The following is a 14976-nucleotide window of genomic DNA, read 5'->3' as shown; positions in this document are numbered from 1 at the left end:
AGGGCCCCCTTTTGGGGGATAGTAAACCGGTTCTTGGGGAAAGATTCGCCTAACTGTGACATGACGTCCGTGCGACGGTCAGTGCCGTACCAGTGCGACCTCCTTCAGGCCCATCGACAGATGGTCGAGACTGTCCGCGATCCACGGCAGCTGGAGCGGGTCTTGGCTGGTCAGAGCGGCCATACGTTGCTCGGTCGTCTCGCCGTAGAGGAGGCTGACCGCCACCCGCGTCCTGGCCGCGGCCGGGTCGTCGCCGAACGCGTGCCCGGGCAGGACGCCGATGCCGTGCTCCTCCAGCAGGATCTTGGTGATTTCTGCCGAGCCGCCGAGTCGCAGGTGGCTCAGGTCCGGGTAGAGGTAGAAACCGCCCTGCGGGACCGGCACGGCGGCCCCCACCTCGGTGAACCTCTCGTACACCGCCCGCGCCATCGTGCCGTGCAGCCGGCGGCTGAGCGCGACGCGCGCGGTCAACTCCATGGGCTCGTCGAAGGCGTAGGCCGCGGCCTCCTGGACGGGAGCGGCGGGCGACGACCAGATCTCGCTGGCCACCGCCAGCAGTTGCCTGCGCAACGCGTGCGCGCCCGCGGGCAGTCTGGCCACACCGATCCGCCAGCCGCCCAGCGCCAGGCTCTTGCTCAGCCCGGTGGTGATGATCGTGCGCTCGGGCGCGAGATCGGCGGGCGAGGTGTACGGCAGGGCCGGGTCGTGCATCAGGTCCCGGTAGATCTCGTCCGAGATGATCATCAGGTCGAGCTCGCGGGCGAGGTCCGCCAGGCGGCGGATGCTCTCCGGCGAGGCCAGCCGTCCCGTCGGGTTGTCGGGCAGCGTGACCAGCACGGATCGCACGGTCCTGCCTTGGGCCCTGGCCAGATGCACTTCGGCGGCGACGAGGTCGGGGTCCGGAACTCCGCCCTCTCCTGGTGGTGCGGGCACCAGGATGGGGCGCGAGCCCACAAGGTCGGCCTGTGCGGCGTAGCTGACCCAGCTGGGCATGGGCAGGACGATGTCTCCGCCGATCGCCAGGAGCAGGCCGTACAGCAGCGACTTGCTGCCCGGTCCGCAGACGACCAGCTCGGGGTCGGTGATGAGCCCCCGTCGTTCCCAGTAGCCCGCTGCCGCGGCCCGCAACCCGGCCGCCCCCGCGACCGGCCCGTAGCCGTTGCGTTCTGATGCGGCGGCCAGCTTGTCGCGCAGCGCCGGGTGGACGGGCAGCCCCGCCTCACCGAAGGCCAGGTTCAGCACACGTTCCCCGGCGCGTCGTCTTCGTTCGATGTCCTCATTGGCCGCCAGAGTGGCAGAGAGGGTAACGCTCATAGTTGTCACGTTCCCAGGGTGGTTGGATGAAGGCATCACCACAAGCGAGGCTTTTAGTGGGTAGGCATAAGGAAGTCTGATGCTCGAATTGCGGCGTTTGGTCCTGATCTGCGAATTCGCCCGTCGCGGCAGCATCGCCGCGACCGCCGCTTCGCTCGGCTACAGCCCGTCGGCGGTTTCCCAGCAACTCGTGGCGCTGGAACGGGAGGCCGGCACGGTCCTCATCGACCGCACCGCGCGGAGCGCCGAGCTGACCGACGCGGGTCGCCGGCTGGTCGCGCACGCCGAGCGCATCCTGTCCATGGTCGAGGAGGCCGAGTCCGACCTGTCGGCGCACGCGGGCACCCCCGCGGGGCGGGTGGTGCTCACCGCCTTCCCGACGGCGGCGGTGGCCTTCGCGCCTGCGCTGGCGCGCACGCTGCGCCGGCACACCGATCTGACGCTGCGGCTGAGGCAGAGCAGGTCGGGGCGGGGCATGCGGGAGGTGCAGTCGGGCGAGGTGGACATCGCGCTGGTCGACGACTGGTACGGGCGGGTACGCGACAGTGAGAGCCTGCGGGTCTTCCCGCTGCTGCGCGATCCCCTGGTGCTGGTCGTGCCGCGCAAACACCGCCTTGCCGATCCAGAGGCGCCGCTCGACCTGCGCGAGCTGCGCGACGAGCCGTGGATGGCCACGCCTGACGGCGAGCCATCGCGGCTGGCGGTGGACCGGCTGCTGGTGGACGTGGGCGGCACCCGGCCGACGCCGTGGGAGTTCGAGGGGCTGGGAACGATCCTCTCGCTCGTTGCCAAGGGCATCGGCATCGCCGCCGTGCCCGCGCTCGCACTGGCGGCAGGGATCCGCGGGCTGGCCGTACGCCATTTCCCCGGCAATCCGGTCGGGCGCGACGTGCATGCCGTGGCCCGGGGCTCCAGCGTGCACCGCCCCTCGGTGTCGGTCACGCTGCGGGCCATCCACGTGGCCGCCCGGTACATCGCCGCCGATCTGGAGCCGTTGCGTCTGGCGGACCGGCACAAGACCGACGACGACGACTAGCCTCCTCACGGCGACTCCCTTTTAGGGAGATGGCCGGTGACGAAGTGGCGCACGTGAAAGACGCGGCTGCCGGTAGCGTCTGCTGTCATGGCGCCGACGTACGAGATCGAGCAGTTGCTGCTCTCCCAGGCGAGCGTCCGCACCGTGGCGGGCGTCGACGAGGTGGGCCGGGGCGCCTGGGCCGGCCCTGTCACGGTGTGCGCGGTCGTCACCGACCTGTCGGAGCCGCCGCCGGGACTGACGGACTCCAAGCAGGTCACCGCCGCCAGGCGCGGGCCGCTGGCGACCGAGCTGGCCGGGTGGGCGGCCGGCGTCGGGTACGGCGAGGCCACGCACACGGAGATCGACACGCTCGGCATGACGGAGGCCCTGCGCCGGGCCGCCAGGCGCGCCCTGGAGGCGCTCCCCGCGCGCCCGGACGCGGTGATCCTGGACGGCAAGCACGACTACATCGGCGCCCCCTGGCCGGTGCGCCTGGAGGTCAAGGGGGACGCGGCCAGCGTCTCGGTAGCCGCCGCGTCCGTCCTGGCCAAGGTCCGGCGCGACGCCTACATGGGCACGATCGGGTGCGAGGAGTACGGCTTCGCCGACAACGCCGGCTACCCCTCACCTGTCCATCAGGAGGCCCTGGCCCGGCTGGGGCCCACCCCGCACCACCGGCTCTCGTGGTCGTACCTGGACGATCTCCCGCAGTGGCGGCACTTGAAGCTGCACCGGGACCCGCTCGCCTGCGAGGGCCAGGTCACCCTGTTCGGCTGACGGTCAGGCATCGACGGCTGGCATCATCGGGTGGGTGCGCATCGGGGTCTTTCTCATCGCGGCGCAGTACCCCGGCCAGGAGCCCGGGCGGGTGCTGGCCGACGCCGTGGAGCTCATCGTGGCGGCCGAGGAGGCGGGATTCGACGACGCGTGGATCGCCGAGCACCACTTCATGTCCTACGGCGTCTGCCCGTCCGCGATCACGCTGGCGGCCGTCGCCGCCGGTCGGACGGCGCGGATCAGGCTCGGCACCGCCGTGAGCGTGTTGTCCACGCAGCATCCCGTGGCGCTGGCCGAGCAGGCGGCCATGCTGCACCACCTGTCGGGCGGGCGGTTCACGCTCGGCGTCGGCCGGGGCGGGCCGTGGGTGGACCTGGAGGTGTTCGGGACCGGTCTCGAACGGTTCGAGCGGGGGTTCGGGGAGTCACTCGACCTCTTGCTCGACGCGCTTTCCGGGGAGCGGATCGCCGCCGGCGGCGAGTTCTTCCGCTTCCGTGAGGTGCAGATGGTGCCGGATGCTCGCATGCGGCCGGTGGTCGCGTGCACCTCGGAGCCGACCGTGGCGATGGCGGCGGAGCGCGGGCTGCCGATGTTGCTGGGAATGCACATCGGCGACGCGGAGAAGGCGTCCATGGTGGCGCGCCACGGATCCGCCGACGGGCACATCGCGGCGGCCGTCGGCTACGTGGCCGACTCCACGGCCCAGGCGGTGCGCGAGCTCAAAGAGTCGATGCCGAAGTGGCTGGGGCCGGGGCTGGCGGGATACACGCCGGTGGACGGCCGGCCGCGGCCCGCACGCGACGTCGGCGAATACGTGGACCTGCTGACCCGCATCCACCCGGTCGGGTCGGCCGAGCACTGCGCCGAGACCATCCTGCGTACCGCGTCGAACACCGGGATCGAGCACGTCATCCTGATGGTCGAGGGCCTCGGAGAGCACCGGCGCACGCTGGAGAACGTGCGTCGGCTCGGGCACGAGGTGCTGCCGATGGTGCGGCGAGCCGGCCGGGCCGGCCCGCCGGAAGAGCTCAGCAGTCCACGAGCTCCGGTTTCTGGTTGAGGATCTGGGCTCGTGGGGTGACGAAGTCGGACAAGGCCTTGGTCGCCGCAGGGTCGAAGACCGCGACCCGGTGGCAGTTCTGGAAGGCCAGCCGCACCCCGAAGTGGCGCTCCAGCGCGCCGCGCATCGAGTCGCTCGCCAGGCAGCGCAGGAGCTCGCCGCGGGCCTCCTCGGACGGCGGCGGCACCTGGTTGTCGGCGAACTCGGCCCCGGTGTGCTCACGCTGCTTGACCAGCTCGCTGATCAGCGACCAGGCGTAGGGAAGTGAGTCGCGTACGCAGGCGAGGAACGCCGCGTCGTCGACGTCACCGGCCCTGGCTTGGTCGAGCAGATCGTTCGGAACGGTCAGCGACATGCTGTCTCCTCTCGAAAGGGTCGGAACTGACGCTAGGTGAGCGAGGGGAAATCTCCAGATGCCTGACGGGCACAGTCGTGTGGTCAGGGGCCGTAGACGAAGTCCGGGTCCACCTGCTCGGCGAGGTCGGTCCCGGTCCGCTCGTTGGCCCACGCGCGGGCGTTGCGCAAGTGGAACTCGACGGTCTGCCGGCCGAAGCGCTCCCAGTCCTTGTCCTGCTCGTCGAGGGTCTTACGGAGCAGGGCCAGCGCGTCGGCGTTGACCGGCTCCAGGTCGTCGAGCGTGAAGTGGCGGCCCTGCTCCATGGCCCGCACGGCGGCCGAGTGCTCCATCCAGGTGAGCAGGTCGTCGCCCACGTGCTCGCGCAGGAAGTCGACGTCGGACTGGTCGTGGACCTTGTTGCCGATCACGGCGAGCGCGACGTCGTACTTCGCGGCGTACTCGCGATATTGCCGGTAGACGCTCACGCCCTGCCGGGTGGGCTCGGCGACGAGGAACGTCAGGTCGAAGCGGGTGAACAGGCCCGAGGCGAAGGAGTCGGCCCCGGCCGTCATGTCCACCACGACGTACTCGCCGGGCCCGTCGATCAGGTGGTTGAGCAGCAGCTCCACCGCGCCGACCTTGGAGTGGTAGCAGGCCACGCCGAGGTCTTCCTCGGTGAACGGGCCGGTGGCCAGCAGGCGCAGGCCGTCGGGTGTGGTGAGGCCGTACGGGTCGGCGGCCAGGTCGTTGAAGCTCAGCAGCGTGGAGCCGCGCCCCGGCGGAGTGGTCTTGACCATGGCCGCGGCGGAGGGGATGCGGGGGTTGGCGCCGCGGAGGCGGTCCTTGATCTCGGTGAGGTGGGCGCCGAGCGGCTCGGGCTGCCGGTCGAGGCCGAGGACCAGGGCCAGGTGCTGGTTGATGTCGGCGTCCATGGCGACCACCGGCGCGCCCTGGCTCGCCACGTGCCGCGCGAACAGCGCCGACATCGTGGTCTTGCCGCTGCCGCCCTTGCCGACGAAGGCCACTCTCACGGGAACTCCATGGTGAGGATGAAAATCGTTTCCGAATCGGTCGACACCATCATGCCACACTCGGATCATGCATAACGAGGAATTGGCGCGGGCGGTGCGCCTGCGAGAAGAGGGCAAAAAGGACGAAGCCCGGCAATTGTTGGTTGAATTGGCGCAGCGGTATCCCGACGACGTCGACGTGGCCTATCAGACGGCGTGGGTGCACGACTCGCTCGGGCTGGAGGCCGAGGCGGTGCCGCACTACGAGCGGGCGCTGGCGGGCCGAGGGCTGAGCGCCGAGGATCGGCTCGGGGCCTACACGGGGTACGGGAGCACGTTGCGGGTGCTCGGGCGGTTCGAGGAGGCGCTGGAGGCGTTCGGGCGCGGGCTGGCGGAGTTTCCCGGGGATCCGGCGTTGCGCACGTTCATGGCGATGGCGCTGCACAATGCCGGACGGTCGGGCGAGGCGGTCTCCACACTGCTCAAGGTCGTCGCCGAGTCGGACAAGACCGGCGGCTATCGGCGGGCCATCGAGTACTACGCGGACAACCTGGACGAGACGGTGTGAAGGACCGAGGGTCGGGGGTGCTGGGCCCCAGAGCGGCTGACGTGCGACGACGGAGCGGGCACGGAGTTCGAGGCTAGCCGCAGGTGGCGTCCAGATTGACCGGGTCGTCCATGTCCCGCTCGGGTGACGGGGTCCGGGCCGCGGTGGCCGCCTTGGTCGAGCGGCGGTCGTTCAGAGCTTCGGTGACCTTGCGGCGGATGAAGGACCAGTCGGGGTAGGCGGTGTTGATCAGCGGTGGCACGAAGTTGAGGCTGCGCATCCTGGCGCCCTTCACCTTTTGAGCCAGGTCCACGATGGCCGGAAGCAGGTCCTGGGGGATGTCGGTGGAGATGGCGCGCTTGGTGGCGGCGGCCAGGCGCTCGAAGCTGTTGAGCACGGTCATCGGTTCGGCCTGCTTGGCCACGGCGTTGAGCAGGCACTTCTGGCGGCCCATGCGGACGTAGTCGTCGCTGTCGGTACGCGAGCGGCCGAACCACAACGCCTGCTCGCCGGAGAGTTTGCGGGTGCCGGCGGGGATGAGGCCTTCGCGGTGGCGGCCGTACACGATGGAGTCCTTGATCGTGACCTGCACGCCGCCCATGGCATCGACGATCTCCGCGAAGCCCTTCATGTCGATCATGGCGTAATAGTTCACGGGGATGCCGAGGATGTCACCGATCGTCTGCTTGATCAGGGCCGGTCCGCGCTTGCCGCGTCCCACGCCGGGCACCATGTCCGGGTTGTCCTCGGCGTACTGGAAGACCTCGTTGAGCAGGCCGGGAGCCTGGGGGTCGCTGCCGGTGAAGCCCCAGGGGAAGCGGTCCCTGGCCGGGCCCCGGGGCAACCGCACTCGCTGGAGGTTGCGTGGCAGGCCGAACAGGGTGGCCGCGCCGGTCACGACGTCGACGCTGGCCACGGTCATGCTGTCGGTACGCACGCCGGGCCTGCTGGGAGCCGAGTCCGCCCCGAGCAGCAGAAAGTTGACGCGCCGTGCGCCGTTCCAGGGGTCGTCGGCCATGACCGGGGAATTGCCCGTGGCGGTGAAGAGGCTGTTCACGACATCGCGCGACAGGTAGGCCACGCGGGCGGCGTAGACGGTCGGCGCCAGCACGAGCGCGCAGAGCGCGATGGTCAGCGCCGTGGTCAGGAAGCGGCCGACCTTGTCGGGGCGCGGGGGGCGTACCAGTACGAAGGACCAGACGATCACGCCGGTCCAGGCCAGGGCGATCGCCACCAGGCCCACGGTGAGCCAGGCGAGCCAGCGGGGCTGGACCGCGAGCGACAGGAGGTTCGTGCTGAACGCGGTGAACACGGTGAGGACCCCGGCCAGCAGCAGGACATGGAGCGCCATGAGCCCCACGCCGGTCTTGCGGCGCTCCGCGGCCAGATGCGCCACCCCCCACAACATCGCCGACGCCAGCGTCAGTGCGATGCTCGCCCCCAGTCCAAATCCTCGCTCTTTCTCCGTCATGCCTGGTCAAACCCCCATTGCGTGCCAATCCCAGCAACCTTAGGAATGGGATGTGCGTGATTGACGGTGCGAAGGGGAAGGTGTCGGTCAAGTCACCGTCAAGACCTCATTGAGATAAACGTGAGAGTGCGCAAACGACACGGTAGCTATGGGTTCGACGCAGTGTGGGCCATTGCCGGTTTGCTTTTCGGAGCGATCGTGCTGGTGGCCCTGGCCGCGATCTCGTTCGCTCTGGACATCCTGGCGGCGGGCGTCGCGTTCCTGTTCGGCGGGCTCTACACCTTGGCCAGTGCGGCCAGTTACCTGTACACGACGCGACGCGGCAAGTTCGCCGTCTGGGCCGAGGAGCTCCAGCGGCTGGACGGCGACGAGCGGCTGCTCGACCTCGGCTGCGGGCGGGGCGCGGTGCTGCTCATGGCGGCCGAGCGCCTGGACACGGGCCGGGCGACGGGCGTCGACTTGTGGCGGAGCTCCGGCGGTCAGGACCACTCCGGCAACGGGGATTCGACGACCAGGTCGAACGCCGCGGCCGAAGGCGTCGAGGACCGCGTCGAACTGGTCACGGGCGACCTGCGCGACCTGCCGTTCGGCGACGATGCCTTCGACGTGGTCGTATCCAGCCTCGCCATCCACAAGATCCACGGCGCGGAGGGGCGCGAGCGGGCCATCCGCGAGGCGCACCGCGTGTTACGGCCCGGCGGGCTGATGCTGATCGCCGATTTCCGGCACACGCCCGCGTACGAGGCCGCGTTACGCGGGCTCGGCGTCGTGGACGTACGTCAGCGCGACGTCGGCTGGCGCTTCTGGTACGGCGGCCCGTGGTTCCGCACGGACATCCTTGAAGCCCGCAAACCTTCCTGACAGAACGTTTGCCGCGGACCGATGGGCGATGCCGGCCACCCGGTCGATGTACGCGGTCGGCAGGCCGTACAGAAGGGAGGCCATCTCCGGGTCGTGGATTACCGGCAGGGCCGCCACCGCGTCCGAGGCCAGGCCGCGGCAGTACGCGATCGTGCTGTCCGCCATGCGGCTCGCCCGCAGCCTGCGCAGCACCTCATCGACCATCTCGGGCCTCCCGAGCAGATCCCTGACGTCGCCGTCGTCGGCCATGAGGACAGGCAGGCTGTAGACGCCCTGCCGCAGATCGTTCCCGGCCGGCTTGCCGAGTTGCTCGCTTGTGGCGGTCAGGTCGAGCAGATCGTCGAGGATCTGGAAGATCAGCCCGAATTTCTCCCCGTACGCCGCCATCCGCGCCCGGTCCTCCGGCGAGGCGTGCGCGCACACCGCCGCCACCAGGCACCCAGCCCGGAACAAGGCGGCGGTCTTGCCGGTGATGGACTGCAGGGCGCTCTCCTGCGTCCGGTCCGCGTTGAACAGGTCAGTGGTCTCCAGGAACTGCCCCTCGGCCAGCTCGACGACGGTCGCCGCCAGCACCTCGGCGACCGGCCTGGACACGGCCGTGATCGCCGCCAGCCCTGCCCTGGCCAGCATGAAGTCCCCGATCACCAGCGCCCTGCCGTCGCCCAGCTCGGCGTTGAGCGTCCGCGTGCCGCGCCGCTCGGTCGCCCGGTCCATGAGGTCGTCGTGTACGAGCGATCCGGCGTGAATGAGCTCCACGCAGGCCGCTGCCGTGATCACCCGCCGATCGGGCGCCTTGCCGAGCGCGATCGAGGTGGCCAGGGCCAGGGCCGGCCGCAGCCGCTTCCCGCCGGCGGCGACGATGCGCTCGGCCCCGGCGTTGATGCCGGGCAGGGTGGAGGACCCGCTGAGGCGCCGGATCCTGGCCTCGACCTTCCGTAGACCTTGGACGATGGCAGGGCTGCTCAGAAGTTGATCCATGCCTCCATCCTGCGTCCCGACCGCTGTGTGACGGCTGAGAAATCCTGAGCGGCCTCTCAGTACGCTGGCCACCGTGACCGAATCGCGGGGCAAGGAGCTGTACGTCATCGTGTGCGCGGCAGAGCCGGCCACGGAAGTCGGCCGCCTCGTCGCCATGGCGCAGGAGGAGGGCTGGATCGTCCAGATCGTCGCCACCCCGTCGGCCCTGGACTTCATCGACGTGCCGGCACTGGAGCGGCAGACCGGCCGCCAGGTCCGCAGCCGCTACCGCAAGCCGTCCGAGCCCAAACCGCCCCGCGCCGACGCAATCATCGTGGCTCCGGCCACGTACAACACGATCAACAAGTTCGCCCAGGGCGTGGCGGACACGTACGCCTTGGGCGTGCTGGCCGAGGCGCCCGGCCTCGGCATCCCCGTCGTCATGCTGCCGTGTGTCAACGACGCCCTTGCCGGCCGGATCCCGTACCGGCGTAGCGTTGAGGAGCTGCGGGCGGACGGAGTGCGTGTGCTGTCTGGCCTGGACTGGAAGCGGGCCCTGGCGGAGCTCAGCTCGCGAGCCTAATAGGCCCATCCAGCGAGAAGGTCTTCTGGGCCCCAGACCTGGTCGAGAGGAAGGCCGGGCTCCGCACGCGCCCTTGATACGGCGATGAGCGGCGTGTCGGCAGCGGCCCCAGGTATGGATTGCGCGTTTCTGGTCAGCTCGTCGTAGTCGTGCCGGTCGAAGGGGCGGTTGTCGAGCCACTTGATGGATCCGACGAAATGAATGTGGTCGGCGATCGGCCCCTTATCGGCGCCGACGAGGTCGATTTCCGGGTTGTTCTGCCGATTCCACCAGCCTCCGACCTCCTCCGTGTCGGGCCAGGCATCGTTGGGCAGCGCCCTGGCGAGGGTCTGGCGGATCACGGGCTCGACCGCTCGCCCTCGCCAACTCGTCCACGACCTCTCAATGCGTCGCAGGGCGACGTCGGGTCGGCCCCGCTCGCTGTCGGCGATCGCGCGCTGGAGGAACGCTAGCCAGAAACGCAGGTAGTGGTCGGCGACGCGATAGCGCTTGTTCTTGGTGTCCTGCTTCGTGGACAGCGGAAGATCGGCGGCGATGACCCGCTTAGCGGTCAGTGTGGCGAGGATCGGCGCAAGCGTTCCTGATGGGAGAGGCGACGCCCCTCCCGTCTTGGCGGCGATGTTGGAGAAGGTACGCTCGCCCGTTCCGATCGCCTCAAGTACCGTTCGAGCGTAGCCGCCGGCAGGAAATTCCCCGAGAAGGGTGAGCTCCCCGGCGGCGAGGAGTGGGGACAGGGGGGAGTCGACACTCCGGCTGAGGAAATCGGAGCGGGACGACCCCGGCTCCCAGGAGTGGACGATCTCGGGGAACCCGCCGGTGATGAGGAGCGCGTCGATGGCATCAGCCGCCGGCAACTGTGTCATCTCGGCGACATCGCCAAGGTGCAGCGGCTTGACAGTCATCCGAGCGGCTCGTCCGAAGAACGGCCGGCCGTACTCCTGCAACGCCTCCATCATCGTGAGATCACTGCCCACAAGAATCAGGAGGATCGGCTTGGCGGACAGAAATCTGTCCCAGACTGTTTGAAGCGCTCCCTCGAATTCGCTGTCCTGCTCTACGAGCCAGGGCACCTCGTCGAGGACGACTATGCAAGGGGTGTCACCCACGGCCGTGGCCAGTGCTCTGAAAGCTTCGTTCCAGTCCTGAGGGCGAGTGCCTTGGATCAGGTCCGCCTGGGGCAACCCGGCGCAGGCCATGCCCTGAACCAGATCATGCCGTTCGGCCGCGGGTGTCCGGCCGCGTGACGCCTGGAAGATGAGGTAGGGGAGCCCCGAACGATCGCAGAACTCTTGCACCAGCCGAGACTTTCCGACACGTCGCCGACCAGTCATGATCAGTGCTCGCCCCCTGGTCGCGAGCTGCTGGCCGACGACCAAGGTGAGCTGCTCGTCGAGCAACCGGAGATCGTTTGCTCGTCCGGAGAACTCCACCACCATACGGCCGCTCCTGTACTCGGCATCTAAGTAAGAATCTATCTTACTTAGATGCCATCTTACTTTGTGCGGGGTGGTTGAGCCTGACACGGTGTGAGGCGGTATGCCGGTACTGACTTCTAGGAGGAACATCATGGCAATGGCGGAGCGGATCGACGCGGTCCTGCGGGCGGGCGCGGCGCCTGGGTTCCACGGGCTCGTGGTGATGCGGAGCGGGGACGTCGTGCTCGAGCGTTATGGGGCCGGGGTGGATTATCGGCTGGGCGATTCGCTGGGGCATGTCGACTTCGAGCGAGACACCCTGCACGACATCCGGTCCGTTTCCAAGAGTGTCGTGGCGCTGCTGTATGGCATTGCGCTGGGCGAAGGGCTGGTGCCGGAGCCGGACGCGAAGCTGGTGGAGCAGTTCCCGCAATATCCGGATTTGTTGGGGGATCCGGGGAGGGCTCATCTCACCATTGAGCATGCGCTCACCATGACGCTCGGGGTCGACTGGAACGAGGACGCCCCCTATACGAGCACGGCCAACAGCGAGATCGCGATGGAGTTCGCCCCCGACCGCTACCGCTATGTGCTGGAGCGGCCGGTCGTCGAGGAGGCGGGAAAGTTCTGGCACTATTGCGGGGGCGCGACCGCGCTGCTCGGTGGGATCATCGCGCGCGGGACGGGGCGGCCCTTGGAGGAGTACGCCGCCACGGCGCTCTTCCGGCCGCTCGGGATCACCGACTTCGACTGGTCCAAGGGGATGCACGGGGTGGTGTCGGCTGCGGCCGGGATACGGCTGCGGCCGGTCGACCTGGCCGCCATCGGGCAGCTCGTGCTCGACGGCGGCCGCGGGATCGTGCCGGGCGAATGGCTCCAGGAGATGCTCCGGCCGCGGGTGAACATCGCCGAGGGGTTCGAGTACGGCTACCAGTGGTATTTGGTCACCGGCGACCGTCCCCACGTCAAGGGCATCGGGAACGGCGGGCAGGAGCTGCTCGTCTTCCCCCGGGAAGAGCTGGTCGTGGCGGTGACGGCGGGCGAGTACGACGGTGACTCGGCCAGTTCCAGAGCCGTGCTCGGGGCCATGCTCACGGAATGAGCAGGATCCGGCCCGTGGCCGCGCGGCCCTCCAGGATGCGGTGCGCCTGCGCGGCGTCCTCGAGCGGCAGCGTGCGGTCGATGAAGGCCTGGCTGCGTCCCGACGCCAGCCGGGCCAGCATCTCCGGATAGTGGGTGCCGAGCGCCGCCGCGGCCCAGGCCGGACCGCTGCAGCCGGTGAGCGTCACGCCGCGTTCCATGAGGTCGGCGGCCGTGATGGCGGGAGGCTCCCCGCTCAGCAGCCCGTAGTAGAGCATGCGGCCCGAGCCCGGGGTGAGGCGGTCGAGCACTTGTCTGGCCGTCGTCCCGGCGATGGACTCGAAGACCACGTCCACGTCCGGCAGCTCCGCGGGCCAGCCGGCTGTGCTGTGGTCGATGGCGATGTCGGCGCCCAGCGTGACGGCTCGTTCCCGCCTGGCGGCCGAGCCGGCCGTAGCGATCACCCGCCCAGCCCCGAACTCCTTCGCGTGCTGCACCAGATAGGTGCCCACCGCGCTGGTCCCCGCCTCCACCAGCACGGTCTCTTCGCCTGCGAGGCGCGCCCGGTGGAGGAGGGCGAGGGCGATCGAGCCGGGCGCCGCCACCGCCAGCGCCTCGATGGGTGACACGCCGTCGGGCACCGGGCACGCCATGGCGGCTGGAAGCGCCACATACTCCGCGTACGCCCCGACGCCGCCGGTCACCCCCACCAGGGTGGCCCCGAGCAGCTTTTCGTCGACACCCGTGCCCACCTCGACCACCTCGCCGACCGCCTCCGCGCCGATCACGGCGGGCAGGGCGAGCGGGAACGGCAGCGTGCCGGCCCTGATCTGGGTCTCGGCGTAGCTCACGCCGATGGCATGGGCGCGGATGAGCACCTGGCCTTCCCCTGGTCGGGGACGCGGCAGGTCGGCTATCTGGAGACGCTCCGGACCGCCTGTCTCGGACAGGACAACAGCACGCATGGCTTCTCTCCTAAACTGAACCAGTGGTCCAGTTAATATATGGACCGCTGGTCAAGTTTGTCCATACGAAAGAATGACCGGATGGAACGTCGGGAGCGGGCCGATGCCGCGCGCAACAGGCAGGCGATCCTGCGGGCGGCCGAGGAACTGCTTCGGCGGCACCCGCCCGAGCAGGTCTCCGTCGAGCGTGTGGCGGCCGCCGCCGGTGTCGGCAAGGGGACGGTTTTCCACCGGTTCGGGAGCCGTACGGGGCTCTTGCTGGAGCTCATGGGTGAGCGGGCACGCGAGCTGGAGCAGGCCGTCACTGACGGGCCGCCGCCGCTCGGCCCGGGGGCGCCGCCGGTGGTGCGGCTGGTGGCGTTCTTCGAGGCGGTGGCGGTGCTGGCGGCACGCAACGGGAACCTCATGGCGGCGCACGAGCACGCCCAGGTCACCGGTAAGACTGCCAGGGAGGACAACCCGATCTACGTGTTCTGGCACCGGCACGTTTCGGAGCTGATCGCGGCGGGGCGGCCCGACGTGGACGCCGAGCAGATCGCACACATGTTGCTCGGTGTGCTGCACATGGAGCCGATCGCGAGCCGGCTGCGGGCGGGAGAGCATGAGAGGCTCGCCGCCAGCTACGCCGACCTCGTCAAAGGGCTGATGGGCGGCGGCTCGTCAGAGGGCTGACTGGCGGAGAGCGGCCACAGCCGCTCTGATCGCGGGGTGCTCGCCATACCCCCTCCGGAAGGCCGCCAGCGTGCGGCGGCTCAGCGGCAGACGGGTGAGTGTGACCCCAGGCGGGGGCGAGGTCGCGGCCAGGCGCGGTACGAGCGCCACCCCCTGTCCCGCCGCCGCGAAGGCGAGGATGGTGTCGAAGTCGTCGATGTGGTGCCTGACGCGCGGCTCGAAGCCGGCCGCCTGACACGCCCTGATCGCCATGGTGTGGCAGAGGGTGCCCGGCTTGTTAACGATCCAAGCGTCGTCGCGGGCGTCGGCGATCGAGGGCCGGTCGGTCAGGTACATCGGCTCGCTGAACAGCGGTTCGGTCTCGATGGCGGCGTCGGTGACCGGCGGGACGAAGTCGTAGTCGTGCACGAGCGCCACGTCCAGCTCCCCGGCCCGCAGCGCGGCCGAGACGTCGGCGGGGTCGATCTCGGCGACCATCGGCTCCAGCCCCGGGTGTGCCGCCGTGAGGGCGGCGAGGGCGCCGGGCAGGAGCACGCGGGCCGCCGTCGGGAACGCGCCGATCCGCAGCGGGCCCGACGGCCCGCCACGCACGGCGGCGAGTGCGGCCGAGGCACGCTCGAGCTGTTCGAGCACTGCCTGCGCGTGCTCGACGAGCAGGTGGCCCGCCGGGGTCAGTGTCACGGTGCGTCCTGTGCGTTCGAGCAGCGGCACGCCGGCCTCCCGCTCCAGCGCGCTGAGCTGCTGGGAGACGGCGGACGGCGTAAAGGTGACCGCCTCCGCGACCGCGGCGATCGTGCCGCGCCTGGCCAGTTCGCGGAGTAGGAGGAGCTTACGCGGGTCGAGCATAAGCTCAGCTTACGCTTGAACTTAGGAATCCGAACTGGACCTAACGGGTTGCGCCGGGTCAGG

16 protein-coding genes are annotated in these 14976 nt (G+C 69.7%); 8 read left to right on the top strand and 8 right to left on the bottom strand.

Annotated features, from left to right (window positions below; all coding sequences use genetic code 11):
* Positions 1–78 precede the first annotated feature (78 nt).
* Positions 79–1314 carry a pyridoxal phosphate-dependent aminotransferase gene (locus tag ACTWPT_RS28340; RefSeq protein ID WP_443180511.1) on the bottom strand — a complete coding sequence of 412 codons (1236 nt, stop codon included), beginning with the start codon at positions 1312–1314 and terminating at the stop codon, positions 79–81.
* A 79-nt stretch (positions 1315–1393) separates the two neighbouring features.
* On the opposite strand from ACTWPT_RS28340, the gene ACTWPT_RS28335 reads away from it, so the two are divergent.
* From ACTWPT_RS28335 to ACTWPT_RS28325, 3 genes are all read left to right on the top strand, one after another.
* Positions 1394–2350 (top strand): LysR family transcriptional regulator, encoded by a 957-nt coding sequence (locus ACTWPT_RS28335; protein ID WP_443180510.1) that lies wholly within the window; start codon positions 1394–1396, stop codon positions 2348–2350.
* Between the two features lie 87 nt (positions 2351–2437).
* Positions 2438–3109, top strand: a complete 672-nt coding sequence (locus ACTWPT_RS28330) for a ribonuclease HII (RefSeq protein WP_443180509.1) — start codon at positions 2438–2440, stop codon at positions 3107–3109.
* Positions 3110–3143: 34 nt separating this feature from the next.
* Positions 3144–4169: an LLM class flavin-dependent oxidoreductase gene (locus ACTWPT_RS28325; RefSeq protein ID WP_443180508.1), complete on the top strand. Its 1026-nt coding sequence runs from the start codon at positions 3144–3146 to the stop codon at positions 4167–4169.
* On the opposite strand, the gene ACTWPT_RS28320 is transcribed toward ACTWPT_RS28325, so the two are convergent.
* Complete coding sequence (locus ACTWPT_RS28320) at positions 4138–4524, bottom strand: SCO5389 family protein (protein WP_443180507.1); 387 nt, start codon at positions 4522–4524, stop codon at positions 4138–4140. The genes ACTWPT_RS28325 and ACTWPT_RS28320 overlap by 32 nt on opposite strands.
* Positions 4525–4607: 83 nt before the next feature.
* Positions 4608–5537: a nucleotide-binding protein gene (locus ACTWPT_RS28315; RefSeq protein ID WP_443180506.1), complete on the bottom strand. Its 930-nt coding sequence runs from the start codon at positions 5535–5537 to the stop codon at positions 4608–4610.
* A gap of 67 nt (positions 5538–5604) precedes the next feature.
* Between ACTWPT_RS28315 and ACTWPT_RS28310 the strand changes: the two genes are divergently transcribed.
* Positions 5605–6084, top strand: a complete 480-nt coding sequence (locus ACTWPT_RS28310) for a tetratricopeptide repeat protein (RefSeq protein ID WP_443180505.1) — start codon at positions 5605–5607, stop codon at positions 6082–6084.
* Between the two features lie 73 nt (positions 6085–6157).
* Here ACTWPT_RS28310 and ACTWPT_RS28305 read toward each other — a convergent pair whose 3' ends face one another.
* Positions 6158–7534 carry an LCP family protein gene (locus ACTWPT_RS28305; RefSeq protein ID WP_443180504.1) on the bottom strand — a complete coding sequence of 459 codons (1377 nt, stop codon included), beginning with the start codon at positions 7532–7534 and terminating at the stop codon, positions 6158–6160.
* Between the two features lie 180 nt (positions 7535–7714).
* On the opposite strand from ACTWPT_RS28305, the gene ACTWPT_RS28300 reads away from it, so the two are divergent.
* Positions 7715–8395, top strand: coding sequence for an SAM-dependent methyltransferase (locus tag ACTWPT_RS28300; RefSeq protein ID WP_443180503.1), 681 nt, complete (start codon positions 7715–7717; stop codon positions 8393–8395).
* Here ACTWPT_RS28300 and ACTWPT_RS28295 read toward each other — a convergent pair.
* Entirely contained in the window at positions 8285–9373 is a 1089-nt protein-coding gene (locus tag ACTWPT_RS28295; protein WP_443180502.1) for a polyprenyl synthetase family protein, read from the bottom strand. The genes ACTWPT_RS28300 and ACTWPT_RS28295 overlap by 111 nt on opposite strands.
* 73 nt (positions 9374–9446) lie before the next feature.
* Between ACTWPT_RS28295 and ACTWPT_RS28290 the strand changes: the two genes are divergently transcribed.
* Complete coding sequence (locus tag ACTWPT_RS28290; RefSeq protein ID WP_443180501.1) at positions 9447–9935, top strand: flavoprotein; 489 nt, start codon at positions 9447–9449, stop codon at positions 9933–9935.
* Here the strand turns inward: ACTWPT_RS28290 and ACTWPT_RS28285 are convergent.
* Complete coding sequence (locus ACTWPT_RS28285) at positions 9932–11371, bottom strand: ATP-binding protein (RefSeq protein ID WP_443180500.1); 1440 nt, start codon at positions 11369–11371, stop codon at positions 9932–9934. The two genes, ACTWPT_RS28290 and ACTWPT_RS28285, sit on opposite strands and share 4 nt — an antisense overlap.
* A gap of 130 nt (positions 11372–11501) precedes the next feature.
* On the opposite strand from ACTWPT_RS28285, the gene ACTWPT_RS28280 reads away from it, so the two are divergent.
* Complete coding sequence (locus ACTWPT_RS28280) at positions 11502–12452, top strand: serine hydrolase domain-containing protein (protein ID WP_443180499.1); 951 nt, start codon at positions 11502–11504, stop codon at positions 12450–12452.
* Here ACTWPT_RS28280 and ACTWPT_RS28275 read toward each other — a convergent pair.
* Positions 12442–13395, bottom strand: a complete 954-nt coding sequence (locus ACTWPT_RS28275; RefSeq protein WP_443180498.1) for a quinone oxidoreductase family protein — start codon at positions 13393–13395, stop codon at positions 12442–12444. The two genes, ACTWPT_RS28280 and ACTWPT_RS28275, sit on opposite strands and share 11 nt — an antisense overlap.
* Positions 13396–13476: 81 nt before the next feature.
* Between ACTWPT_RS28275 and ACTWPT_RS28270 the strand changes: the two genes are divergently transcribed.
* Complete coding sequence (locus ACTWPT_RS28270) at positions 13477–14067, top strand: TetR/AcrR family transcriptional regulator (protein WP_305917483.1); 591 nt, start codon at positions 13477–13479, stop codon at positions 14065–14067.
* Here the strand turns inward: ACTWPT_RS28270 and ACTWPT_RS28265 are convergent.
* Entirely contained in the window at positions 14056–14913 is an 858-nt protein-coding gene (locus ACTWPT_RS28265; RefSeq protein WP_443180497.1) for a LysR substrate-binding domain-containing protein, read from the bottom strand. The two genes, ACTWPT_RS28270 and ACTWPT_RS28265, sit on opposite strands and share 12 nt — an antisense overlap.
* Positions 14914–14976: the final 63 nt, after the last annotated feature.

Origin of the sequence: Nonomuraea sp. 3N208 (assembly GCF_052245935.1) — a bacterium.
Classification (GTDB): Bacteria; Actinomycetota; Actinomycetes; order Streptosporangiales; family Streptosporangiaceae; genus Nonomuraea.
This window is presented reverse-complemented; position numbering and strand designations above follow the sequence as displayed.

Bases quoted from the DNA above. Each gene is read 5' to 3' on its own strand.
- ACTWPT_RS28340 (WP_443180511.1), bottom strand. From the start codon at position 1,314: ATGAGCGTTACCCTCTCTGCCACTCTGGCGGCCAATGAGGACATCGAA.
- ACTWPT_RS28295 (WP_443180502.1), bottom strand. From the start codon at position 9,373: ATGGATCAACTTCTGAGCAGCCCTGCCATCGTCCAAGGTCTACGGAAG.
- ACTWPT_RS28275 (WP_443180498.1), bottom strand. From the start codon at position 13,395: ATGCGTGCTGTTGTCCTGTCCGAGACAGGCGGTCCGGAGCGTCTCCAG.
- ACTWPT_RS28305 (WP_443180504.1), bottom strand. From the start codon at position 7,534: ATGACGGAGAAAGAGCGAGGATTTGGACTGGGGGCGAGCATCGCACTG.
- ACTWPT_RS28335 (WP_443180510.1), top strand. From the start codon at position 1,394: ATGCTCGAATTGCGGCGTTTGGTCCTGATCTGCGAATTCGCCCGTCGC.
- ACTWPT_RS28270 (WP_305917483.1), top strand. From the start codon at position 13,477: ATGGAACGTCGGGAGCGGGCCGATGCCGCGCGCAACAGGCAGGCGATC.
- ACTWPT_RS28310 (WP_443180505.1), top strand. From the start codon at position 5,605: ATGCATAACGAGGAATTGGCGCGGGCGGTGCGCCTGCGAGAAGAGGGC.
- ACTWPT_RS28265 (WP_443180497.1), bottom strand. From the start codon at position 14,913: ATGCTCGACCCGCGTAAGCTCCTCCTACTCCGCGAACTGGCCAGGCGC.
- ACTWPT_RS28320 (WP_443180507.1), bottom strand. From the start codon at position 4,524: ATGTCGCTGACCGTTCCGAACGATCTGCTCGACCAAGCCAGGGCCGGT.
- ACTWPT_RS28285 (WP_443180500.1), bottom strand. From the start codon at position 11,371: ATGGTGGTGGAGTTCTCCGGACGAGCAAACGATCTCCGGTTGCTCGAC.
- ACTWPT_RS28280 (WP_443180499.1), top strand. From the start codon at position 11,502: ATGGCAATGGCGGAGCGGATCGACGCGGTCCTGCGGGCGGGCGCGGCG.
- ACTWPT_RS28330 (WP_443180509.1), top strand. From the start codon at position 2,438: ATGGCGCCGACGTACGAGATCGAGCAGTTGCTGCTCTCCCAGGCGAGC.